The organism is Microcoleus sp. CZ3-B2, assembly GCF_036705055.1.
Classification (GTDB): domain Bacteria; phylum Cyanobacteriota; class Cyanobacteriia; order Cyanobacteriales; family Microcoleaceae; genus Microcoleus.
Window position 1 is genome coordinate 44256 of record NZ_JAUBTN010000029.1, and the last position, 23328, is coordinate 67583.

21 protein-coding genes and 1 riboswitch are annotated in these 23328 nt (G+C 44.4%); of the genes, 12 read left to right on the top strand and 9 right to left on the bottom strand.

Features of this window, described 5'->3' with window-relative positions; translation table 11 throughout:
• Window positions 1-225: 225 nt before the first annotated feature.
• From QUA97_RS15095 to QUA97_RS15105, 3 genes are all read right to left on the bottom strand, one after another.
• On the bottom strand, window positions 226-903 hold the full coding sequence (locus tag QUA97_RS15095) for a hypothetical protein (RefSeq protein ID WP_194067400.1): 678 nt from the start codon (window positions 901-903) through the stop codon (window positions 226-228).
• A 353-nt stretch (window positions 904-1256) separates the two neighbouring features.
• Window positions 1257-2564, bottom strand: a complete 1308-nt coding sequence (locus QUA97_RS15100; protein ID WP_333195118.1) for a hypothetical protein — start codon at window positions 2562-2564, stop codon at window positions 1257-1259.
• A 136-nt stretch (window positions 2565-2700) separates the two neighbouring features.
• Complete coding sequence (locus tag QUA97_RS15105; protein WP_194067402.1) at window positions 2701-3033, bottom strand: hypothetical protein; 333 nt, start codon at window positions 3031-3033, stop codon at window positions 2701-2703.
• 467 nt (window positions 3034-3500) lie between these two features.
• Between QUA97_RS15105 and QUA97_RS15110 the strand changes: the two genes are divergently transcribed.
• On the top strand, window positions 3501-3722 hold the full coding sequence (locus QUA97_RS15110; RefSeq protein WP_194067403.1) for a hypothetical protein: 222 nt from the start codon (window positions 3501-3503) through the stop codon (window positions 3720-3722).
• 108 nt (window positions 3723-3830) lie between these two features.
• Here the strand turns inward: QUA97_RS15110 and QUA97_RS15115 are convergent, their stop codons facing one another.
• Together QUA97_RS15115 and QUA97_RS15120 are read right to left on the bottom strand one after the other, a co-directional pair.
• Window positions 3831-4493 carry a hypothetical protein gene (locus QUA97_RS15115; protein WP_194067404.1) on the bottom strand — a complete coding sequence of 221 codons (663 nt, stop codon included), beginning with the start codon at window positions 4491-4493 and terminating at the stop codon, window positions 3831-3833.
• A gap of 517 nt (window positions 4494-5010) precedes the next feature.
• A complete protein-coding gene (locus tag QUA97_RS15120; RefSeq protein ID WP_333195120.1) occupies window positions 5011-6042 on the bottom strand; it encodes a YihY/virulence factor BrkB family protein in 1032 nt (343 codons plus the stop codon).
• Window positions 6043-6188: 146 nt separating this feature from the next.
• On the opposite strand from QUA97_RS15120, the gene QUA97_RS15125 reads away from it, so the two are divergent.
• Entirely contained in the window at window positions 6189-6827 is a 639-nt protein-coding gene (locus tag QUA97_RS15125; protein ID WP_194067406.1) for a hypothetical protein, read from the top strand.
• 578 nt (window positions 6828-7405) lie between these two features.
• Here QUA97_RS15125 and thrC read toward each other — a convergent pair.
• A complete protein-coding gene (thrC, locus tag QUA97_RS15130) occupies window positions 7406-8542 on the bottom strand; it encodes a threonine synthase (RefSeq protein WP_194067408.1) in 1137 nt (378 codons plus the stop codon).
• Between the two features lie 138 nt (window positions 8543-8680).
• Here thrC and QUA97_RS15135 point away from each other — a divergent pair, with 138 nt between their 5' ends.
• The 5 genes from QUA97_RS15135 to QUA97_RS15155 all read left to right on the top strand — a co-directional run bounded on the left by QUA97_RS15135 (window position 8681) and on the right by QUA97_RS15155 (window position 13117).
• The gene (locus tag QUA97_RS15135; protein WP_333114921.1) at window positions 8681-8950 is read left to right on the top strand and encodes a hypothetical protein; all 270 of its coding nucleotides are present in this window, start codon (window positions 8681-8683) and stop codon (window positions 8948-8950) included.
• Window positions 8951-9216: 266 nt separating this feature from the next.
• On the top strand, window positions 9217-10266 hold the full coding sequence (locus QUA97_RS15140; RefSeq protein WP_194067409.1) for a fatty acid desaturase: 1050 nt from the start codon (window positions 9217-9219) through the stop codon (window positions 10264-10266).
• 327 nt (window positions 10267-10593) lie between these two features.
• Window positions 10594-12096: an AAA family ATPase gene (locus tag QUA97_RS15145; protein WP_333195123.1), complete on the top strand. Its 1503-nt coding sequence runs from the start codon at window positions 10594-10596 to the stop codon at window positions 12094-12096.
• Complete coding sequence (locus QUA97_RS15150) at window positions 12096-12965, top strand: ParB/Srx family N-terminal domain-containing protein (protein WP_333195124.1); 870 nt, start codon at window positions 12096-12098, stop codon at window positions 12963-12965. Before QUA97_RS15145 ends, QUA97_RS15150 begins: the two co-directional genes overlap by 1 nt.
• Window positions 12950-13117 (top strand): hypothetical protein, encoded by a 168-nt coding sequence (locus tag QUA97_RS15155; RefSeq protein ID WP_333195126.1) that lies wholly within the window; start codon window positions 12950-12952, stop codon window positions 13115-13117. Before QUA97_RS15150 ends, QUA97_RS15155 begins: the two co-directional genes overlap by 16 nt.
• A gap of 395 nt (window positions 13118-13512) precedes the next feature.
• Here QUA97_RS15155 and QUA97_RS15160 read toward each other — a convergent pair whose 3' ends face one another.
• The 3 genes from QUA97_RS15160 to QUA97_RS15170 form a co-directional block, all read right to left on the bottom strand.
• The gene (locus tag QUA97_RS15160; RefSeq protein ID WP_194070785.1) at window positions 13513-14817 is read right to left on the bottom strand and encodes a voltage-gated chloride channel family protein; all 1305 of its coding nucleotides are present in this window, start codon (window positions 14815-14817) and stop codon (window positions 13513-13515) included.
• Window positions 14818-15233: 416 nt separating this feature from the next.
• Complete coding sequence (locus QUA97_RS15165; protein ID WP_194070784.1) at window positions 15234-15458, bottom strand: hypothetical protein; 225 nt, start codon at window positions 15456-15458, stop codon at window positions 15234-15236.
• 32 nt (window positions 15459-15490) lie between these two features.
• A complete protein-coding gene (locus QUA97_RS15170; RefSeq protein ID WP_194070783.1) occupies window positions 15491-15697 on the bottom strand; it encodes a hypothetical protein in 207 nt (68 codons plus the stop codon).
• Window positions 15698-15794: 97 nt separating this feature from the next.
• Window positions 15795-15891, bottom strand: a riboswitch (Fluoride riboswitch).
• 433 nt (window positions 15892-16324) lie between these two features.
• Here QUA97_RS15170 and QUA97_RS15175 point away from each other — a divergent pair.
• The 5 genes from QUA97_RS15175 to QUA97_RS15195 all read left to right on the top strand — a co-directional run bounded on the left by QUA97_RS15175 (window position 16325) and on the right by QUA97_RS15195 (window position 23102).
• Entirely contained in the window at window positions 16325-17428 is a 1104-nt protein-coding gene (locus tag QUA97_RS15175; protein ID WP_194070781.1) for a Rho termination factor (modular protein), read from the top strand.
• A 271-nt stretch (window positions 17429-17699) separates the two neighbouring features.
• Window positions 17700-18416 carry a Uma2 family endonuclease gene (locus QUA97_RS15180; protein ID WP_333195129.1) on the top strand — a complete coding sequence of 239 codons (717 nt, stop codon included), beginning with the start codon at window positions 17700-17702 and terminating at the stop codon, window positions 18414-18416.
• Between the two features lie 238 nt (window positions 18417-18654).
• A complete protein-coding gene (locus tag QUA97_RS15185) occupies window positions 18655-20553 on the top strand; it encodes a serine/threonine-protein kinase (protein WP_194070779.1) in 1899 nt (632 codons plus the stop codon).
• A gap of 475 nt (window positions 20554-21028) precedes the next feature.
• Window positions 21029-21295, top strand: a complete 267-nt coding sequence (locus QUA97_RS15190) for a hypothetical protein (RefSeq protein ID WP_333195131.1) — start codon at window positions 21029-21031, stop codon at window positions 21293-21295.
• A 460-nt stretch (window positions 21296-21755) separates the two neighbouring features.
• The gene (locus QUA97_RS15195; RefSeq protein WP_333195133.1) at window positions 21756-23102 is read left to right on the top strand and encodes an EAL domain-containing response regulator; all 1347 of its coding nucleotides are present in this window, start codon (window positions 21756-21758) and stop codon (window positions 23100-23102) included.
• Window positions 23103-23328: the final 226 nt, after the last annotated feature.

The window sequence follows — 23328 nt, forward strand, 5'->3', positions numbered from 1 at the left end:
ACCCCCCCAGCGGGAATACTTACCTGTATAGAATCAGAAGAACTATTTATTTGACCTTTGATGTTAAACGCAAGGCTATGCTGACACATCGGCTCTGTCAGTACCGCTGTTGCTAAAATAATCACGGACAATTTTTGCGATCGCATTGTGGTATTTCCTTATTTTCAAAAAAGATTAGGCTTGGTTCAAATATGATGCCAAAGGCAATTGGGAAACAAATCTTGCTTAGGAAGAGACTAATTTAATTTCTACCCACGGAGTAGAAAATAGACCTTTCACAATTCCTCTTAACTTTCTAAGTTGTCGATTTTGTTGATCGAAGTAAGAACTCTCTGTATTAGCATTTTCGTAGGTAAATCGAACATGATAAGTACCGGGGCTGAAAGTTCCGAATGACAATGAACGATTTTTCCACCGATTATAGTAGGCTACAAATAGAAGGCTATTCTCATTCCAGTAGAATTCTCCTTCCCAAAATACTGTGAAGCTTTTTCCAGGTGGAACCAATGGAAAATCACGCTCAGTCAGAGGTATAAGACTCAATGCAAAGTCATCCATAAAAAGGGCTTTATCATTGAATCCTATGAATTCTGGGGTAAGGTGGTACTTATTGAAACGGATGGGTAGTGAGGTTTTGTTGGTAATGCGAATACCAAATTGCCAAGGGGTCTTTATATCTGGCATATTTTCTGGAATAGTCACTACCTGATTCGGCACAACAGTTTCAAAGATGACTCCATCTACTTCAACTGAATTGTTGGTATCAGTTAACTGAACAGATGTTAATTCAGTAGTTTTGACTGCTCTCATATTTATTGAAGCAAATACTTCGCTAGAAGCATGAGTTACTGCTAGTCCTCCAGACAGAAATAAAGCCACCAGAAATATAAAAAAATACTTCATATCTCGCCCTCTCAATTACCGGACAATCAGCGAACAAACCAGAACCACACCGCCGCACCAATTACCGTCAACCAAGATAATTTACCGCCACCGCTAGAATGTCGGGGCTGCTTCACTAAAGTGTATCGATAATATCCTAAAACAGGCTGACAATCATTTCGAGCCGACGCAGAACTAGGCCAATTTAGACTCAGATGTGAGTAGTCCTACATTCTGTGTGAGAGTAAACGCACTACTAGATGGGCCGGAAAGCACGATTATCGAGCTAGTTGATAATACGAAGAAAAATTTTCTGAATTGCATTGTTTTTACGTATGGGGGAAATTACACAAAAAGAAATAGTGATTCGCCATTCAAAGCTCGATTAAGCGGAATTCAACAAAGGGAGTATCCACCCACCCAGTCCAAACTTTTTCTATTGGCAGACTTTCAATCGACTCCCCAGCAAGATTTTTCTTCGGTATGGTATCACTCGTATTGTAATACTGGAAGCGGAAGTGATATATACCTGGCTTGAGTTGGTCAAAAGAGCATGAGCCACCATATCCGCTAGAGACACCAAGCGAAAATTGGCTATGGTTAGTCCAGAAGAGGCTGATATCTGGAAAAAATGTCACACTCTTTCCAGGTGTGACTAACAGAAAGTCAGATTCTTCAGGCCCTCTCATCCAGTCGGTAGCATAGCCTCTTCGCTGTACCTGACCATCTGGCATTATAAGTTCTGGGTAAAAACTGCCATAAAAGCTGAAGTAAAATGGGGTTGGTGTGTTGTTGGTAATCCGCATACCAATCTGTACAGATTGGTATGAATTGTCACTCTTATTTGGCAGGGTTAACAATGGCTCAGGTATGAAAGTTTCAAAACGAATACCATCTACTTCCACGGCGCTGTTATGCAACCCAACAGGTTGAAGTAGGCGAAAATTAGCTAAGGGAGTTACCAACTGACCTGTCCCAGCTACTTCTATTCTCTCTAGCGGCATTTCTTTTTTTTCTAGTATTTCTTTAATGTTAAAAAGAGTGAATGGATTTGTGTATACTATTATCCCCGTCGGAGTTTCATAAGTGAATCGAACCTGATATTCCCCAGACCCAAGAATATCAAAAGACCAAGATTTATCGATATCAATAGGGCTTTCATCGTAGGTGGGGCGATGTAATATCAGTTGAAGTAAATTATTTTGCCAAGACAGTCTTCCCTCCATAGAGGTGGATATCTGCTGTCTGACCCCAACTAACGAGCCATGATATTCTCCGTTCCCAATTTGCCTATTTATCGGTTCTCTTCGGTGCAGTGCTTGACCATCTGGTCCGAATATTTCTGGAATTAAAGCATCATAATCTATAGCCAAGGGAACAGGGGCTGGTGTATTATTAGTAAGGCTGACAGTAAAGCTGAATTCAGCAGTGACACCGGGCTTGTTTTCGGGGATGGATATTGCCACAATTTTTGGCCATTCCATTTTCAGTTGAAGGCTATTTTCTTTCAGTTGAAGGTCATTTTGTTTAACTTGATTGCTGCGCTTAGATTTTCTAGATGCCATGTTTGTTACCTTTTCAACTTTTGAATTTTCATTGCCAACAGCTTGTATACTTCCATAGGTTACTACCAAAAGCGCGGCCATTAGTAAAGCTAATAAAAACCGGAAAAAATACCTCATTGCTCGCCCTCTCAATTACCGGACAATCAGCGAACAAACCAGAACCACACCGCCGCACCAATTACCGTCAACTAAAATAATTTACCGCCACCGCTAGAAGGTCGGGGCTGCTTCACTAAAGTGTATCGATAATATCCTAAAACAGGCTGACAATCATTTCGAGCCGACGCAGAACTAGGCCAATGTGACGAAGAAGAATTTGACCAATAATTGGACGGCATATTCTGCATTCTACCGGGGGGAAACCATAGGATAATTGCAGTTTTAAACGCTCTGGCAAGTGCTGTTGAGAGGCAATTTCCTTTTTAGTCGCTGCCACAAACTCATACTTCAGATCGATGGTGGGAGTTTGGCCAATTGTGTGATGGCAACTGCTACAAAACTGATTGCTAGCTAGCAAAAGATGGTTGTCTGCAATCACGTCTGTCGCAGTAATGTTTTTACCGTAAGCTTGTCCCCAGTAGTTCATAAGTCCTCCTGATGCCCCTGATTATAAAAGAAAAGATTGATAACGATGCCACAAATGTATCTAGTTAAAAGCTCAATCAAAAATAGACAACATCATTAAGCTTTGTAACTGTTCTATTTACAGGACTTAACGGCTGGACTGAATTTCGATTACAAACACGCTATCAACATTATTAGAGTACATAATGAGTATTTTTACTGAACTTTTTGATGTTCATATTAAATCCCAATTTTATGCTCAACCGGGTATTTATATGTAGGTACAGTGAAGTTAAATTTACAGAATATTTACAATATACTCCGTTGACTTCACGCAATCTTCAAGAGTAATTGTTGCCTAGGATTATAAATTATATCCGGTAGACTAGAAAATTGGTGATTTTACAGCGGCACAAAATACAACTTTGTCTCTAACCTTGCTCAAGTGAGTCTAAGTGTTTTATGTAAGTAGTTTTATTTAAATGTGTGATGCAAGCCGAAACGTCGATTCCCTACGGGATAGCTGCGCTTCACGCACTTGTTGTACAATGGAACTCAAAAAGTCGATCGCACGTTTGGACAATTTACTCAAAAGGTCGATCGCACGTTTGGACAATTTACTCAAAAGGTCGATCGCACTTGTTGTACTATGGAACTCAAGAGGTCGATCGACAACAAACAGACAACAGCCTTCTTAATAAATACCTTTAAATTTAATTTTTGGGGCAGACTCTCCAGCCCACCCCACTCATGGTTTCAAGAAACAGGATGGGGAAAATTAGAGCCGCGCCAGCTTATCTTAATATCTGACGCTTAAATTTATTTCCGCACCATCACGGACTTAATCGCAGCATTCGGCTGATACTTGTTAGTCTGATAAAATCCATTTTTGCCAGCACCGTAAACTCCAGCAAATTGCTTTCCATCTGCTTTGGGAACAAACATAATTTTTCGAGTCGGTTGTTTGGCAAAAACCACTCCTTCTCTCATTTCATTGTCCACGTTATAAGATAAAGTAGCTTTGCCGTAAATTGCTTCTGCTTGTTTCAATTTCATTCCCGGCCCGACGCCCTGAACTGTTTTATAGTTAGGATTCTCAGTCATCAGAAGGTCAATAACATCGGTATCTTTCAGCTTTGTACCAGCAGCGTAGATAATCCGATACTGCACTTTGCCCGATCGACTAATCGCCACTGCATCAAAGTCTACCATAAAAGGAGACTCTACCTTAAACTGTGCGGTGGAACCGAGAGCTTGTTTCAGTTGTCGGAAAGTCATTCCCACTTTTGCTTCGCCAATTGCCCGATCGCTAATTGCTACACTTGTAGAGGAAGGTTTTGTCGCAGCATTGGCCGTTTCCCCCAGCTTATGTGCGCCCCCACGCGCCACAGCAGCGCCGGGAATCGAGATCAAGGTGAGGTAACTGCCGATCGCCAGCAAAACAGCTATCATCGATCCAGATAAAATTTTTAGATTCAACATGAGTAATTCCTCAAGATTTCAACTTCGATTATCAACCCGCATCTTCTTAACAGTTTTCGGGATAACTTTGTTAGTTTGGATTCTCCGAGGTGTTGGCCTCTTGACATTCCTTCCCGGCGGTGTTATTTGGGTACTGATTTTTTTGTCTTTTGTTACGGGTATCCTCAGCACTTTACTGCGCCGATAACCAAACATCCGGTATTTATTGCCTTTCTCAAAAAGGTGAAAATTCAGTCGATTTTAGATTTTAGATTACTGTTGACTGTTAACTGTTGACTGTTAACTGTTGACTGCTGTTATTTGTTATTTGTTATTTGTTATTTGTTGGTTGCAATGCCCAATCCCTCCGCAACGCTAGAGCCCAATCCCTCCGCAACGCTAGAGCCCTTCGGCCCTGCGCGGGCCTTCTTCCCAATCCCTCCGCAACGCTAGAGCCCTTCGGCCCTATACCCTATACCCAATGCCCTTCGGCCCTATACCCTTCGGCCCTATACCCTATACCCAATGCCCTTCGGCCCTATACCCTATACCCTATCAATTGTTTCATAGCTTTTCCTACTGTCACGTTTAACTGAGCTCCGAGCAACATCGCCAAAGAAGAAAGATCGAGCCACAACAGCAACATAATAAAAGTTCCGATCGTCCCGTAAGCCCAAGTGAAATTGCTCAAATGCACAACATAAAACCGAAACAAAGCCGAAAACAGCGCCCACAAAATAGCAGCAAAAACTGCTCCCGAAAAAATCGGAATATTGGCTTGGTGGCGGCTGGGCCCGTAGCGATAAACAAAGGCAAAGGCAACTGATACAATCCCTAAAGCAATCGGCCACCGCCACAGCCCCCAAACAGCTAATAGTTGCGACTCTAAAGGGCAGTTTTTGGCTAGCAGCAAGCAATTTTGGACATCTTTTAAATCGCAATTGGCGACGGACTCCAGCAGGCAACTCTGGCGGGCAATAGCTTGTACAATTAAGTCGCTGACAAATACGGCGGCCGATGCTATAATTAACAGCACAATTGTACCGATACTCAGACCTATAGAAATGAGTTTCGCTTTCACAAAAGATCTAGTTCGATCGCTAGGGATTTTATGGATGCGATCGAGAGCAGCCATCGCCGCGCTCATGACTCCAGAAAATGCCCACAGCGACACTACAAAACTCACGGAAAACAGCCCTTTATTGCGAGTTAACAGAATTTCTTTGATGACGCCGCGAATCAAATTGCGAATGTCATCGGGTATGACTTCCCCCAAAAGACCGGCGATTTGATACAGTGTTGACTGCAAAGGTTCAAAAAGGGCGATCGCCGACAACACCGCCAACAGCCCCGGAAATAGCGCCAGTATAGAATTGTAGGCCATTTCTGCTGACAGCCCAGGCAAGCGCTGCTCTCCCGCTTGCGCGCCGACTTCCCTGAGCGTGCCCCAAGTCAAACACCGACAAAACACTAAAAAATCACTAAACTTTTTTGTGATGGCTCGAAGCTTCTTTAAAAGCGCCTTAAACAAAGCTAAACTCAGGTAGCGCAACCAGTAATAAATGTTCATAGGCACAGGAAAGGGGAAAGGTGAAAATGCAAAATGGATGTACGGGCGATCTTCTTCGAGGGCTCCGCTAACGACAATTGGAAATCAAGAGCGTTAATTAATTAAGCTATTACCCATTCTTCAATCTAAAATCTAAAATTAACAATATGGCTCAGGATGTCAGACAGTGGTTAGATGAAATTAAGCGGCTGCAACAGCAGTTAACAGAGGTTTCGCGCGATCGCGATGATGCGGGTGAAAGTGCGGCTCAGTGGCGACAGCTTTACAATACAGAAGCCGAACAGCGCCGGAATGATGCTAAATTAACTCAGCAAAGCATCGCTGCTTTGGAAGCACAAATAGAAGAGTTACAAAGTTTTTCGCCGATTGCGCCCGAAGGCGAAGATGCTGGAATTGCTCGCCAGCAGGAAGTCGCACAACTGCAAACAGTGGGCGAACTTAAAGCTAAGTTAGCAGAAGTTCTCGAAGAGCGCGATCGGGCGATCGAACAAATTAAACAATTGAGTCAAGCCCTCAAACAAGAAGAAGCCCGTCACGCCGATACTAGCAGGAATTTAACCACCGCCCTCGGAGACGCAGTTGACTTGCTGGCGAAAGCACAAACTGTTCCTACTACCAAAATGGAAACACCAGCATATTCTCTTGAAATAGTACCTACTCGCACTGCAAATCCCGGCGAAACTGCGATCGAAATTCGTCAAAATCCCGCTCCAAATGGTCGAAATTCCGCTCAGCTTCCACCTTCTAAAAACCAGTTAATAGATTTACCGCCCTTCGGGAATTAGGAATGAGCCAAGCGACTTGTGGCGAACATTTGTGGGACGGTTAGATTTTGTGCGATCGACTAATATAACAAAAACGGTTCGTAGTACGGACTTTATTCCGCAAAACAAGAACTACTAATATAACAAAAACGGTTCGTAGTACGGACTTTATTCCGCACTACGAACCGACTGAAGTCCGCACTACAAACCTGTAGTGTTGACTTTAACTGGTTCCCAGGCTCCAGCGAAAGGAACCCATATCACTCTTGCTCTGCCTCGCTTTATGTAACTGTTTCCCAGATGGAGGTAGAGCCTCGCCTATCTGCGTTACCAGGCAGAGTCTGGTAACAAGTAGCAAGTAGTTTCTTCCTTCTTCCTTCTTCCTTCTTCCGACGGACATCGGACTTACATCCGTTACATCCCGTACATTGCTCGTTGCCGAACTTCCTTCTTCCGACGGACATCGGACTGATGACGTTGGACGGAAAGCTCGGGGGGACAGCACTAATAACCAATCACTAATGACTAATCACCAATCACCAATCACTAATAACTAATAACTAATAACTAATGACTAATGACTAATGACTAATGACTTCTTAAAATCCCATCGCCCCAGCTACAGCATCCAAACTAGGAGCAATTCCCTGTTTGAATTTGTTATTGCTGTGATTGATTGCTGTATCCGGGTCTTTTAAGCCGTTACCGGTGAGCACGCAAACCACTGTCGCTCCTGTCGGAACTTGGTCTTTTACCTTCAGCAAACCGGCTACAGAAGCGGCGCTTGCGGGTTCGCAGAAAATCCCTTCTTGGGATGCTAGCAGGCGGTAAGCGTCGAGAATTTCCTCATCCGTAACAGCACTAAAACTGCCGCGGCTGGCTTCCGAAGCGGCGATCGCCTGTTTCCAGCTAGCAGGGTTGCCGATCCGAATTGCTGTCGCCAAGGTTTCCGGGTTCGCCACCGCTTTGCCGGTGACTAACGGCGCTGCTCCGGCTGCTTGAAATCCCATCATCTGCGGCAGGCGCGAACATTTTTTTGCTTGGTGGTATTGACAAAAACCCATCCAGTATGCTGTGATGTTTCCCGCATTTCCCACGGGAATGCACAGCCAGTCGGGCGCGTCGCCCAAGGCGTCCACTACTTCAAAGGCGCCGGTTTTCTGCCCTTCTAAGCGGTAAGGATTGACGGAGTTGACTAAAGTCACGGGATAGCTGACGGCCATTTCGCGGACGATTTCTAAGGCTCGATCGAAGTTTCCCCCAATCGCAATTACTTCGGCACCGTAAAGCAAGGCTTGTGCCAACTTGCCCAAAGCGACGTATCCTTCGGGAATCAGCACGAAAGCCCGCATTCCGCCGCGTCTGGCGTAGGCTGCCGCGGCGGCGGAAGTATTGCCGGTGCTGGCGCAAATTACTGCCTCTGCGCCGGCTTCCTTGGCTTTGGAAATTGCCATTGTCATCCCCCTGTCTTTGAAACTACCAGTGGGGTTGAGGCCGTCGTATTTGACCAGGACGCGCACGTCTCTACCGATGAGAGAGGCGATCGCCGGTGCTGGAATCAGGGGAGTGTTGCCTTCTTGGAGCGTCACTACGGGCGTGGTTTCCGTCACCGGCAGGTAGGGGCGATAAGCTTCGATCAAGCCAGGCCAACCGTAGCGTTTCGGCGAGGCTGCAGGGGCAGCGGAGTTAGCCGCGGAGTGAGTAGCAGAGTCAGTAGCAGGTAGGATCGGGGTCACGATGTCAATGGTTTTAGGCAATGGCCAAAGAATTTACACTAATTTTAGCTCGATCGGTTAATTTGATGTTTAATACGATCGGTTCAGGTTAAAGTAACTTAATGGTGTGAATGCGTAGATATGTCTACTCAATTACTAATGTCAAATAATTCATCCACTCTTTCCCGGCCTCAAATCACCGCGAGCCATCCCGAAACGGCTAGTCCTTCTGCCCGATCGACCTGCTTGACTCGCAAATTAGATTTGGTTAAGTGCCCCTACCAAGCCGATCAGCAAGTTAAGTTCCTGCACTTACAAGCGGAAATTGACTCCTTGCTGTTGCAGGTACAAACTCTCAAACAGCAGCGCTCTGTTGCTTGCTCTCAATTGGCGATCGAACACAATTCTGTTGTCAGCAACGGCAATTAGTAGTGACAACTCGTGCTAATTGTGCCGCCCCTGTGGTATAAAAAGTAAAGTTTTGTTAACCCCAGTTAACCTGAGTGTTTTTTAAACCAAAAGCGCTAGCCATTATCAACGGCGGCTAGCGATAGCTAGCATTTGCTAAAACGCCCCTGCCTGTTGTTCAACTCGTCTGTCCCTAGCTGACAGCGAGCTGATATTTTACTGTGCTTTTGTACTGCGTTAATTTTGTTAAGCCATCCACATGGCATACGGAGAATCGAAATCAATTTATGACAGCATCGATCGAAAAACCACTAAAATTGACATCCGCAAGTGACACTTCCAACCTGCGCCTCAAAGATATTCTCAAAACCCTGCCGCGCGAAGTTTTTGTCAAAAACCCCCGCAAAGCTTGGACAAAAGTCATCGTCAACGTTTTATTAGTAGCTGTCGGTTATGTTGGCATAGCAGTATCACCTTGGTATTTACTGCCCCTGATGTGGATTTTCACCGGTACCGGATTAACGGGTTTTTTTGTCATCGGCCACGACTGCGGCCACCGGTCATTTGCTAACCGCCGCTGGGTAAACGATTTAGTCGGACATCTCGCATTTTTGCCCTTAATTTTCCCGTTCCACGCATGGCGGCACGGACACAATTATCACCACAAGCATACCAACAAAATTGGCGAAGATAATGCTTGGCAGCCGATGACAGCAGCCGACTATGCTGCTGCACCCAAAGCTTTACAAATAGCTTATAGTTTAATCTTCGGCCCGATGTGGTGGGTTGGCTCGATCGCCCACTGGGCAAAAGTACACTTCATGTGGTGGCGCTTCAAAGGCCAACAGCGCGAACAAGTGCGGTTTTCAGTTTTGGTAGTTTTAATCGGTGCTGCGATCGGATTTCCGCTATTAATTGCCACCACAGGCATTTGGGGATTTGTCAAATTTTGGTTGCTGCCCTGGATGGTTTACCATTTCTGGATGAGCACTTTCACCATTGTTCACCACACAGCACCAGACATTTCCTTTAAACCAGCAGCAGAATGGAACGAAGCCCAAGCGCAACTATCGGGAACAGTCCACTGCGACTATCCCCGCTGGGTAGAGTTTTTGTGTCACGACATTAACGTCCACGTTCCGCACCACCTTTCAACAGCGATACCCTGGTACAACTTGCGCCTCGCCCACAGCAGCCTCAAGGAAAACTGGCAACCTCATCTCTACGAAACCAAGTTTTCTTGGTCTTTAATGAAGCGAATTGCCGACAACTGTCACCTGTACAATCCCGCAGGCGGCTATCTGACATTAGAGGAAGTTAACGCTCAAACCAAGTAGTCAGCAGTCATTAGTTGTTGGGAATTGGTTAGTTGTTATTGGTTAGTTGTTATTGGTTATTGGTTATTGGTTATTGGTTATTGGTTACTTGCTACGAATTCCCAATTCCCAATGACAACTAACAACTAACAACTAACAATTAACAATTAACAACTAACAACTAACAACTAACAATTAACAACTAACACTTAACACCTAACAACTAACAACTAACACCTAACAACTAACAATTAACAACTAACAACTAACAACTAACAACTAACAACTAACAACTAACAACTAACAACTAACAACTAACAACTAACAACTAACAAATTATAAAATCCCTTGAGTTTTAATCCTAATAACTGTCGCAACGAAAGCGAAGTAGAAAGCAAACTCATTGTCACTTATCTGTTGCCAAAACTGGGCTATACCCCCGACAGTTGGCATCAAGAAATCGCCTTTGGGAATATTCGCCTAGACTTCCTCTCATTTCGCATCCAATACATCCCCTTAATGCTCGATGCAGACTCGCAGATGAGTATAGTCATCGAAGCCAAACATCCCAAGGAAAAATTAGACCGTCACGTCAGGAGACTGAAGCGTTACTTAACAAGTTTAAGCATTCGCTACGGAGTCATAACTAACGCTAAAGAAATTAGAATTTACGAAAAAGTCAACGATGATATTCAGTTAGTTTTTCAGTGTGCCGGAGAAGAGTTAGAAACTAGACTTGATGAAATTATCGCTTTAATTGGCAGAGATAGTTTAAAATCTCTAAAAGATCCAGAAAATCTCGAACAGGAAGATAGTAATATTGATTTATTAATTCCTGATTTAATTAACGAAGTATCAATACAACCGGACAATCTCGCCACCTCAGAACCACAGTCAAGTGACATCTCAGAACCCCAAAAAATACCGGAAAATAATGCAGTTAATCTGCAAGTTCAATCAGATGTAACTGTTTCATCTAACAAGCCAAATACTATGAAAATAATTGCAGTCTACCACAACAAAGGCGGCGTTGGCAAAACTACAACAGTAGTCAATTTAGCGGCAGCGCTGAGCAAGGAAGGTAAAAAAGTTTTAGTCATCGACTTAGACAGTCAAGCAAATACAACGTTTGCAACTGGTTTGGTAAAATTTGATGATGAAGAACAAGACGATTTGAAAGATAGCAATATTCTTCACATTTTACAATCAGAAGATTTTTATTCAATAGCCGAAGTAGCACGCAAGTCTAATTTTTGCAATCCCGCCATTGATGTGGTTCCTTCCCACATCGATTTAATGTACTACGAAACGGAACTAAATCAACTAGATTACAGCCGCATGATTTTAATTCAAAAACTAGCGGAAGTTCAAGATAAGTACGATATTGTACTGATTGATACGCCGCCGTCTTTGAATTTTTATGCGAGAGTGGCGCTGATTGCTGCGGATTATTTGATTATTCCTTCTGACTTAAAACCCTTTGCCAATCAAGGACTGATTAATGTCAAGGATTTTATTAAAAAAGTTAATGGATTCAAGAAACAAATTGGCAAGAAACCTCTAGCAATTTTAGGAGTTCTGCCTTGCAAAATCTCGACAAATGCTAAATTTGTACAGTACAGTTTGCCGAAGCGGCGGGAAACAATTCCCCAACGTTACGGTATTGAAATTATGGACAGCGTGATTTACGAGAGAGATGATTTGGCTAAGTGTGCAGAACAAATTCAAATCGTGGGAGATATGGAAATTTCCGATCCGATTTCGGTACTGGACTTTAAGCCAGATTCCATCGCTGCTCAAGAATTTGAAATGCTAGCAGTAGAAGTTTTGGAAAAAACAGGTAAAAATTAATGAAAAAATTATTTCCGTCGCTGGTTGCGGTGAAAAAGATTGTATCTGCTGTGCCTTCTTCCAATTTTGCTGAGCCGGATTTGGAGAAATTAGCGAGACTGATTTTAGATTTGGGAGGATTGATTAATCCGATAATTGTTCGCCGCACGGGTATGGATTCCTACGAAATAGTAGATGGAAATTTTGAGTATTACGCGGCGGCGAGAGCAAAGGAAATTGAACCTTTGAAGGGCGAGACAATCGGTGCATTCATTCTGGAACCAGAAAATGAAGAACTTCTCCTCGCACAACTGGAAATTCTCAGAAGCGGCGCTGTCAGTGAGAGTAGGGGTGAAAGTGCAACTCCCGAAGAGTTATCGATAACTGAAAGTGTGGGTGAAAATCCGGTTTCGGAACCGCCATCGAGTTTTGAGCAGCGGTTGATTAATATTGAAGCTAGGTTAGAAAATGAAATCAATGAATTGAAGGCGGAACACGCCCGCGAAAAACAGGTGTTGGCTGAGAGAATACAAGAAGTTGAGAATCTATTTTCCCAACAATTACCTGTGTTAATTGAGGCTGGGCTGGATCGCAGAATTGAGCGGTTGAAATTAGAGAGTGAAGTTGCAAAACCTCCGGCGGTAGAGCCGGAATCTGTTACACCGAGCTTGTCAGGTGCGATGCCGCTTTTGGAGGCATTGAATAATCAAGATAAAGCTCAACTGAAAGCGAGTTTAGAAGCCACTACGTTTTTGAAGGCTCCGGTGATACAATTAATACTTAAAGAGCGAGATGTGCGGCCGTTTTTGTCCTTTGCTAATGTGGTGGAACGCATTAAGGGGTTAACGGACAAAACAATGATTAAAATTATTGATTGCTGGCCCAAATAGCGATGGGCTGGGATGTTGTGCGCGATCGATCGCGCACTAGGAACCGAACTAATGCGCGATCGCACTTGAACAGGTTAGCCCACACTGCGTTAGCTTCGCCTAGAGATGAAAACCGCATCCTACTAGGGGCGATCGGCCAAGCAAGCCGCTAGGTGGCGCAAAAAGAGTAAAGATGAGTGAAGCAATGTATAATTGGTGTGCCACAGGCAGTTAAACTCATTACAGTCGATTTTTTGTAGGAATTGCAGTAAGTTTTGCCTCCCATGCCATCAAATCCATCAAACAGAGTTTTGTAACCGATCGCCTTTCATAGGTATTCTTGTTCAGTCGATCGGAATTACAGCAAAACATGGCCATCAGCAAGACTGGATAAGCCGCGAGTAAAAACCAACCTGCTGCTCAACTGATTTGCTTTGTAGCGTTTTCCAGCCAAATGACTAATACCAAAGCGACTAGCATCGCGATCGCGGGTTTATGTAACAGCGTAGGATCAGTAATCAGCATATCCGATTAACCGAACTATCTCAAATAAAGTTAACGGCCGCGACTACTTGATGGTTTTTTCTGTATCACAAGAATTATTTGCATGATTTGGCAACTTTAACTCTTCTTGCATTGGCATAAAAGAGTATTTACTAGAACTAATTCGCTGTGAACTATAAATGCCGGCATGACCAGAAAAAACATAGCTCATCACACAGGATATCGCAATAAATACCCCCGATTCGAGACCAAAAAGTTCAATTCCCATTAAAGTTGAGGCGATCGGTGTATTCGCCGCACCGCCAAAGACAGCAACAAATCCCATTCCTGCCAATAAAGGTGCTGGTAATGCCAAAATTAATGACAAAGCATTGCCTAATGTTGCACCAATAAAAAATAGAGGAGTCACTTCCCCTCCTTTAAAACCTGCCCCTAAAGTTAATGCAGTTAACACTATTTTTGCTGCAAAATCCCAAGGCGGTAACTGAGTGTTAAACGCATCGACAATGGTAGGAATACCCAAACCGATATATTTAGTCGATCCAATCGCCCACACACTCAGTGCGACAATCGCACCACCGATCGCAGTACGAAAAGGAGGATAGGATATTTTTGATTTAAAAAAGTGGCTTATTTTATGAGTGAGTCTGGCAAAAATCATCGCCACAATTCCGAAGATTGCACCAGCGACAATTGCAGAAATTAGCCCCATTGGAGTCATTGTGGGTACAAAGGTAGCATGGCGGTATGCTGTATGATGCAGACCCAAAGCTAAGGTAATGCGATCGCCCACAACTGCTGCAACTAAACAGGGAAAAAGAGCATCATGTTGAATATTTCCAATTGCTAAAACCTCTAAACCAAAGATAGTTCCAGCTAAGGGAGTTCCGAAAACGGAAGCAAATCCACCACTGAGAGCAGACATTAATAAAATTCGTCGATTAGCGTGTTTAAAGCGGAATATTTTAGTTAATTGGTCTGCGAGTGATGCAGCAATTTGCAGTGCTGTCCCTTCACGACCTGCAGAACCCCCAAATAAATGAGTTATATCTGTACCTAGCAGTACCATCGGAGCCATCCGCAACGGAATAATATTTTTCGGGTTATGAATCTCTTCGAGTAAAAGATTATTTCCAGCTTCTACATTTTTTCCATATCGATGATAAATCCAACCACTTAAGAATCCAGCCAGGGGCAATAAGGCAATAATCCACAGATGAGACTCTCGCCAATTTGTTGCCAACTCTAAAGATGTTAGGAGAGCAGCGGAACCTAAGCCGGAAAGAATACCAACTAGACAAGAAATGATGAACCACTTACTGATTTTGACTAAGGCAATGAATTGCTCAAATTGCTCAAACCATTTCACGAGAAAAATTCCTATTTTTGAATTAAATCTTGGTGAATATTAAAGTAGCGAAACCTCTGTTGCAAATATCACCAAATCAGGGTTGATTGTTGCGATATTTTCCCAGAATTACGGGGGAATCAAACTATTTTACTATCGTCGTTTGCGCTCCAAAACTGACTAATATCAAATCCTCTTTTCATCGGAATAGTAAATTCACTGTTAACAGTTAACATCATGTATGAGTGCAACCGGAATTGATATAACACTTGTTCGCAAAGTCTATGTCCCCGTTTTTCCATCACAATCTCTGTCACCTCATACTAGACCTCTTGTATAAATCTTCGATCGATAAATTCAAGGCTAATTAAAAGCAGATGCAACAACTATCGATGCAGATGATTTTCAAGATAGTTTATGACTTTGGTAATGCAAGTCTAATCTTGAGCGACGCGAATAATTTCCTTTGAAACGGAGGCATTAATGCTAATAAGTTGATGACGGATATCTGAAAGTAATTTTTGAGTGCGATCGCCCAGTTGTTCTACAGCTTCTTTTTCCACAATATTAATGACGTAGAACACAATTACTTCACCATCAACACGACGCGCTAGGCTTGCTGCCTCGAACAAAACTTTTGTACAAAAGGGATAAGTATCCACTGCTGCTAACAATATAGTAGGACTTACTGCTGTTAGTTTTTCATCAGGATAATTATCATTGCCACAATTGGTAGATTATCCGCCGATTTCAGCACTTCTGGACTCAGGACATCGCTAACTTGCGGCCCTAAAACTATCCCCACCAAAATCATTCCAATCAGAGGCGGAGCACCTAAGCGGCGCGCAATTTGACCCGTAAAAAAGCCCATGAATAAAATCCACAGCACACTAGCTAACATGAGATTCCTTTCTCCAGTTCCTGAGTATGGACAAAGGCTTGCTAGCTGTGAGAAGTTAGTGAGAAGTTTTCACGGCCCTACTCTCCGGCAGCAAGCCAGAAAAGTAGGAGCCATCAGCCTTTTAGTCTTTCAATTAACGCAAGGAAAGAATGACTATTTAGGCGGTTTTGGCGAGCTCCATCGCCATCGAGAGTATTGTAGCATCTTTTGTACAGAATTAGCGAAAGAATATCTTTTATTGCAGAATTGCGATCGCAACTCGCAACGTCAGCCTGTTAGCGAAGCCCTCGCAGAGGCTCGCCCTAACTCCAAAAAAAGTAAAGATGAGTAAAGCGGTGTATCATTTGTGTCCCACAGCCAGTTAAACTCATCACAGTCGCTTTTTTTAGGAATTGCAGTCTGTTTTGTCGATCGCCCGGGTTCTCACCGCACAGCCAGCCGCACAGTAAAGCACTGCGGCGATATGTCCTCCTGAGCGCACAGTCTGGCTAAGGTGTTTGTCTCTCACCTTATGGCTGAGAGTTATTGGGTTAATCTCGCAGCACTCAAAACACAGGCTGTAAAGTGCAAATATACATAATTACCCAAACACCATAATTTTGATGACAAAAGGGGACTTGTAACAAGATGGATCGATCGCAAGATCAAAACCGAATAGTTGAATATTTACGGATTAAGCCAATTAGTCACAGTCAGATTTATACTTCGCAAATTGCGGTACCTGAGACTGAGGGGAGAGAAATCCCTCGCGAACGCCGCGAAGCTCTCAGAAGAAGCCTCATCGAGCAAGGTAGCAACTTAATTCCTTTAATTGTACGTCCTACAGAAGCTTACAGCAACGAAGAAGAATATGAAGTAATCTGCGGCTCAGATTGGTGTATTGTTGCGAAAGAACTCGGCACCGAGCAAATGTGGGCTTGGGTTTTTGAAATGACGGATGAGGAGGTAGCTGCTGCTCGATCGGAAATGGAACATTTAGCTCCGCAACCGACTCAGAAAACCTCACAACTTGAGACTCTACTGCAACAATTTGAGCAGTCATTTCAAAAAAAAATCGATAGTCTAACTAAACAAATAGAACAATCTGTTAAAAAAAATGAAGATTTACTAAAAAAGCAACTAAAAGCTCTAATTCAGCCTAATTTTGAGAGTGACAGAATAGAACAAATTCAGCGTCGGCTCGAACAAGTTGAAAAAACATTTCACGAAAAGGTAGATAAATTGGCTAAAAAAAATGAACAGTCGGGGAGCGATAATTCTCCGAAATCGGCGGTAATTTCTGAGACAAATCTGGCAGGTGCGTCGATCCAGTTGGATGAACTAGAAAAGCTGCTGTCAATAAAATTAAAACGCACAGTCCAAATTATTAATCAGTTTGTTTCCGAGGCGATTGAAGATGTAGAAAGCGATCTCAAAAATCAAATCGCTACACTCCGCAGCCAACTTTCCGACGGTGCGACGCCCTCAGAAATACCGCCGCAAATACAGGGTAAAAAGCAGCCGAAGGCGCAGCGTCAGAAGCAGTCGAAGGCGCAGCAAAAACCTCAGCTACCGCAGTTGCAGTTGCAGTTGCCGTTTCCGCCCCAAGAGGAAGACTACGAGGCTCTTTCACTGAGGCGGTTAAAGGATCTCGGCAAAGACCGGAAATTGCCGGGATACGCGCGCATGAAACGACCGGAAATTCTGGCGGCTCTCAGAGAATCTGACGCGCAATCAAGGGGTAATTGCTAATATTTCAAGACTAATTGTTTGGGGTTCGATCGCGTTTTTAGACAAAAGCGCGATCGGGATTTCAGAATAGTAGAACTCTTGCAAAAATCCAAAGTCCCCCACCCCAACCCTCCCCTCCCGCGGGGAGGGAGCAAGATGATTCTTGTTTCTCCCCGCGGGAGGGGGGACTAAGGGGGGTGAATTTGACTTTTGCAAGAGGTCTAGTCCTCGGCAGAGATATCAAAAGCTTGCTAAAATAGACAGATAACCTCTTACTCCTCACCCAGCAGCCATGTCCGCAACGGCAGAATTAGCTACTACCCAAGAAATACCAGAACAAGAGATACCGGAAAACTTTATCTTTCCGCCCGACGATTTATATAGTGATGAACATTCCGTAGAAACAGAACTGCACCTGCGACAAATAATCCTACTGCTCAACTGTCTAGAATGGCTGTGGCGAGATAGAAATGATTTCTATGCTGCGGGAAACCTCACCCTTTATTACTGTTCCAAGCAACTCAAATCGAAGGACTTCCGAGGCTCAGACTTTTTTGTGGTACTCGGAACTGAACGAAAAACTCGGAAAAGCTGGGTTGTTTGGGATGAAGAGGGAAAGTACCCGAATATTATCGTTGAAATCCTGTCGCCCAAAACAGCGAATATAGACAAAAACTTTAAAAAACAACTCTATCAAGATACTTTTCGCACTCACGATTACTTTTGGTTCGATGCAGAAACTTTAGAGTTAGCTGGGTTTCATTTACTTGACGGGGAATATGAAGCAATCGCACCTAACGAATTCGGGCATCTGCGGAGTCAGCAGCTCGATTTGAGTCTGGGAATTTGTGGGGAAAAATTGCGTTTTTTTACTGCTGAAGGAGAGCTTGTTCCTACTTTAGAAGAGGTTGCAGAAAGGGAGACTCAACGAGCCGGACAAGAAGCTCAACGAGCCGATCGCCTGGCCGCGAAACTGCGAGAATTAAAGATCGATCCCGATACAATTTAGCGCCCGGTTCCTTGCAAAAAAAACGGTTGATGGCTTGGTGTATTCGAGGTCGCCAAAATCGCACAGCCGACCAACTGGCGCGCCCGAAACCGCCTTTTTGAACAACAATAACCGCAGGAGATGACCGTGGCGGGCGATCGGTCAATCAACACTGACACACTATGTCAAGATTAATTAGCGCGATCGGCCAAAACTCATAGTTTCAGTCAAGCGTACAAATCCGACGCAGCAAGCTTCAATGAACAATCCCATCTACCCAGGCATAACTCTCAACAACCACTACCGCATCGTCCGCGAATTGGGACACGGAGGCTTCGGGCGCACCTACCTAGCTGAAGATGCCCACCGATTTAACGAACCCTGCGTTTTAAAAGAATTTGCGCCCCAAGTGCACGGAAGTTACGCCTTACAAAAATCCGAGGAACTCTTCGAGCGAGAAGCCGGAGTGCTCTACAAGCTGCAACACAATCAAATCCCGCGCTTCCGCGAACTGTTTCGAGTCAGTATTAGCGATCGAGGCTACCTATTTCTCGTCCAAGACTACGTACCGGGCCAAACCTACCGCTTCCTGCTGGATGCCCGCAAGCGTCAGGGTTTGCGGTTCATAGAAGCAGAAATCAATCAACTGCTGTTCCAGATTTTGCCAGTGCTCGAATACATTCACTCTCTGGGAGTGATTCACCGCGACATCTCCCCAGACAACCTGATTCTGCGCTTGTCTGACGGAATGCCGGTGTTGATTGACTTCGGCGGAGTCAAACAAGTCGCCGCCACCGTAGAATCTCTGTTTGCCGAAGCTAACGGCACTCCCGCCCCCGCAACTCGCATCGGCAAGCTCGGCTATGCTCCCGTCGAACAGATGCAAATGGGCATCGTCAATCCCCACAGCGACTTGTACGCTCTGGCGGCGACAGTTTTGGTGTTGCTGACGGGGAAGGAACCGCATCAGTTGCTCGACAGCCAGACGTTGAATTGGAACTGGCGAGCTGAATGTTCTCTATCTCCCAATTTGTCCCTAGTGTTGGATAAAATGCTCGCTCACGGGCCGAACCAGCGTTACTCCTCGGCTCGCGAGGTAATGCTCGCTCTCTCCGGCAATCCGCCTTTACAGCCACCGCAGCCGGCCCCAAATTTTGCGCCCGCGCCGTCGCCGGATCGATCGCCCATACCCATGCCCGCCCCAGTCCCAACACTGCCGGGAATTCCTGTGCGAGCCGCTATTAACAACCAGCAAAAAATGCCTGCTTGGCAAATGGTTTTGTTTGTGGTGGCGGTGCTTGTGGGTATGGGGGGAGTTGGCTGGTTTGCGGGCAATTATTTGTTAAACCTGCAATCAAAAGTGCAGAAAATTCCCCAAACTCGGGGCCCGAAGCAGCAGCAAGAAGATGTTTTGCGCGATCGCTTTTCAAGGCTCGGAATTGACGATCGATTCTATAGCGGTTACGTCAACCTTGTAGACGAAAATTTCTATGCCAAATACCCTGAATTGGGTGGGCGACTGCTAAAAGAAGGTGAGGACGATCGCCTGTGGCGCGAAAGGTGGCAGAAAATCGGCGACGAGTTGCTCGACAAACTCCAAAACCTCAGCAGCGACGCTAGAGCCAGGTTGGGGAGTTACGATACCGCCGATATCGATCGCTGGAAAACTGAGGTTAACAAGCTGAATTTGAGCAGTCGGGCTTTGTACGATTTGGCTGATGCGAAGTTCTTTTATTGGTTTCCGCGACAGCCGCGCGATCGCAATATCATCGGTTTGCCGATCGGACAAATTTGGCAAGCAATCACCGCCGACACCCTCGCAGCTTTGCAAGCAGGAGCAACTCTCGAAAGCGTAGAATTTGACAGCCGAGCTAACAGCAAAACCCTCACCGGTAATCTCAAACCCGGAGAAGGCAAAGCATATATTGCGCGGTTAGCTCAAAATCAAACTTTGCGAGTAAATTTGCAAGCGCCGCCAAAATCTACTCTGCTGTCAATGTATTCTCCTGGGAGAACCACCAAAGCTAGAGCTTTGCTGCAAGATGCAGAGGATCGGAGTTGGTCGGGATTGCTGGATGATGCTGGTTTTTATGAATTCGTAGTGGTTTCTCAGTCATCCGAGCCGATCGCCTACGAATTGAATCTGACAGCAAAGTAAGAGATTATAACACAATTTTCTCCAAATTATACAACTGTCGGGCAATTCCTAATCCATATCCAGTCAATCATCCTCAATTCTTGAGAATCGAGTTGCACTCCATCGCTTTCAGTCATGGAACGATCTGCGTCTATCGGTGTTTATCCGTTTAAAATCTGCGGTTAAAAGGGCGATCGAATATCGAATATTGATGCAGCTCAAGTTTTTTAATCTCAAATCCTATAACCCCCGCCCAAAAACAGACACAAGCCCCCGACACTCATCGCGGGCCGCCCCAAACTTTATATGCAAGATGGATTTGCAAATCAATCTAAAATCTAAAACTTGTACCCTCTAGACTTGTCGGCTGGCGTAGCCGAAGCAAGCCGAAGTATCTAAAATCTCAAATCGATTGATGGCTATTGACGCTTTGAGGGCGATCGGGCAATAATAAGGTAATCCTGAGCTGGTAAAATTTTAGATTCAAAAAAATAATATGGTGAGATTTGCGATCGTAGCTTTATTAACTTTGGGATTAATATTAGTGACAGCATTTGGTTTACGTCCTGCCAGTGCAACAGTCAGCAATCCCGAATTTTATGCTTGGAACTTTGCCTCTGTAGGCAGCAGCGAACTTGTGTGTAAAAAGACAGTTGTAGTTCCGCAAAACAAAATCGTTCCGTCATCAATGCAGGCTGTCAGCATCAATTCTGCAATTGTAGATAACAAGTTTTGTGAGAACTCCACTAAGCCATTGAATTAAGACGGTGTATCCGAGCCTATCCCGATGAGCTAGCATTAAAATTGGATCGCGCGTGCGGACTTTAGTCTGCTCTCCGGCTGTGGACTAAAGTCCACACGCGCGAACCCTTGTTATGGCGATCGACCCGATATGATATGACCTGGAATTATATAAGTAATTGCCACCATCTGCTCGCAGAAAGTGTTGGCGACATTTTTTGAGGATCGATCTCCGCGAGCTTGTAATAATAATTTATAAAAGTTGTATCGCGCAGCAGTTTTCTGACCTTAAAAAACTGGAAAAATATCGAACTATTCCCAATTTTGTCAGGTATTCGATTGTGATTTAAGAACAGAGGCAAAATTATTAGCCAAATGGCTAATAATTTATTGGCTAATTGGCCTAATCAGTAGCTCGTTAGTTTGAGTATGCTAGAGTTAGTCAGGTTCTGATATATAGTGCCATCTGTAATCTAAGTATCATGCTCAAAATTTTGGTTATTGAGGACGACGAATTAATCCGGGAAACTCTTCTGCAACTCCTGGAATCTCAAAGCTATCGGGTGATTGTCGCCGAAAACGGTCGATTTGGGGTGCAGATGGCACTTTCAGAAATCCCCGATTTAATTTTGTGCGACGTGCAGATGCCGGAAATCGACGGTTATGACGTGTTGCGGACGTTGCGACAAAACTCTCTAGCCGCAACAATTCCATTTATTTTTCTCACGGCTCAAAGTTCCAAAACCGATTTTCGTCGGGGGATGGAATTGGGAGCCGACGATTACCTCACCAAGCCCTTTACTAAGGCTGAATTGCTCGGAGCCATTGCTTCTCGCGTCTCGAAACGGCAAACAATTACTCAACCGCTGACATTCGCCCTTCACCAAGCAGAAGCCAGACTCAAAGATTTAGTTAACGAATCTACCAACGCTTCAGTCTTCTCTCCTGAAAAGTTGGCTCTGGAATCTCTGCTGCGCCGCGCTTTGGCACAAGGTGAGTTTCAGGTATACTATCAGCCGCAGGTGGATATTGCTACCGGACAAATCATCGGTGCTGAAGCCTTGGTGCGGTGGCAAAATCCCGATCGAGGTATAATTTCTCCCGCCGAATTTATTCCCTTAGCCGAAGAAACAGGTTTAATTATTCAGATTGGCGAGTGGGTACTGCTTTCAGCTTGCGCTCAAGCCGCTAGTTGGGTGGCGGCGGGGTTTTCGCCCTTTAGGATATCAGTAAATTTGTCGGCCAGACAGTTATCCGACCCGGAACTCAAAGCGCGAATCGTGCAAATATTAGAAACTACAGGCTTGGAGCCTGCTAATTTAGAATTAGAAATGACCGAAAGCGCTTTAGTAGAAAATGCGACAGTCGCAGGCGCTACTTTAAACGAACTTAAAGCTCTAGGAATTCGGATTGCGATCGACGACTTCGGCACGGGTTATGCTACTTTAGGATATCTCAAGCTATTTGCTTTTGACAGTTTAAAGATCGATCGAATTTTCGTCCGCAATGCCAACGAAGACTCTCAAAATGCTGCTATTACTACAGCAGTAATTTTACTGGGTCATAGTTTAAACATGACAGTAATTGCTGAAGGGGTAGAAACAGAAGCAGAACTAGCCTTTTTGAAAAAGCACAACTGCGATATCATCCAAGGGTATCTGTTCAGCCGCCCCGAACCCGCACCGATATTTGAAAGTATCCTAGTTGCCGACCAGCGTTTGTTCGCGCAGCCCGCGGCGGCAGCAACTGCTCACTTTATGCCCTTTGTACCCCTGTCGGAACCAGAAAAATCTAAAAACCTTTCCATGTCTAGTCTAGGAATCGTCTAAACGTTAGCAAGATTTGTGTATAATAAAACAAAATTCTGGCTTTTAGATGCTATTTTCTGCGGAAAAGTTGACGAGGCTTCATAAAAAGTTGTACTTTTTTTGGATAGGCAAATAAAAAAAGGAGATTTTCCCCAATATTCCTCTACTTCTTCCCATTATGTGGGAGCGGCACCGGTAATTGGACTATTTGAGGAATTGTGCCGTCTTGAAATTGGGAGCCTTTATC

Excerpts from the sequence above, each read along its gene's own strand:
- QUA97_RS15095 (WP_194067400.1), bottom strand. The coding sequence starts at position 903 with ATGAAGTATTTTTTTATATTTCTGGTGGCTTTATTTCTGTCTGGAGGA.
- QUA97_RS15100 (WP_333195118.1), bottom strand. The coding sequence starts at position 2,564 with ATGAGGTATTTTTTCCGGTTTTTATTAGCTTTACTAATGGCCGCGCTT.
- QUA97_RS15105 (WP_194067402.1), bottom strand. The coding sequence starts at position 3,033 with ATGAACTACTGGGGACAAGCTTACGGTAAAAACATTACTGCGACAGAC.
- QUA97_RS15110 (WP_194067403.1), top strand. The coding sequence starts at position 3,501 with ATGCAAGCCGAAACGTCGATTCCCTACGGGATAGCTGCGCTTCACGCA.
- QUA97_RS15115 (WP_194067404.1), bottom strand. The coding sequence starts at position 4,493 with ATGTTGAATCTAAAAATTTTATCTGGATCGATGATAGCTGTTTTGCTG.
- QUA97_RS15120 (WP_333195120.1), bottom strand. The coding sequence starts at position 6,042 with ATGAACATTTATTACTGGTTGCGCTACCTGAGTTTAGCTTTGTTTAAG.
- QUA97_RS15125 (WP_194067406.1), top strand. The coding sequence starts at position 6,189 with ATGGCTCAGGATGTCAGACAGTGGTTAGATGAAATTAAGCGGCTGCAA.
- QUA97_RS15135 (WP_333114921.1), top strand. The coding sequence starts at position 8,681 with ATGTCAAATAATTCATCCACTCTTTCCCGGCCTCAAATCACCGCGAGC.
- QUA97_RS15140 (WP_194067409.1), top strand. The coding sequence starts at position 9,217 with ATGACAGCATCGATCGAAAAACCACTAAAATTGACATCCGCAAGTGAC.
- QUA97_RS15150 (WP_333195124.1), top strand. The coding sequence starts at position 12,096 with ATGAAAAAATTATTTCCGTCGCTGGTTGCGGTGAAAAAGATTGTATCT.
- QUA97_RS15170 (WP_194070783.1), bottom strand. The coding sequence starts at position 15,697 with ATGTTAGCTAGTGTGCTGTGGATTTTATTCATGGGCTTTTTTACGGGT.
- QUA97_RS15175 (WP_194070781.1), top strand. The coding sequence starts at position 16,325 with ATGGATCGATCGCAAGATCAAAACCGAATAGTTGAATATTTACGGATT.
- QUA97_RS15180 (WP_333195129.1), top strand. The coding sequence starts at position 17,700 with ATGTCCGCAACGGCAGAATTAGCTACTACCCAAGAAATACCAGAACAA.
- QUA97_RS15185 (WP_194070779.1), top strand. The coding sequence starts at position 18,655 with ATGAACAATCCCATCTACCCAGGCATAACTCTCAACAACCACTACCGC.
- QUA97_RS15190 (WP_333195131.1), top strand. The coding sequence starts at position 21,029 with ATGGTGAGATTTGCGATCGTAGCTTTATTAACTTTGGGATTAATATTA.
- QUA97_RS15195 (WP_333195133.1), top strand. The coding sequence starts at position 21,756 with ATGCTCAAAATTTTGGTTATTGAGGACGACGAATTAATCCGGGAAACT.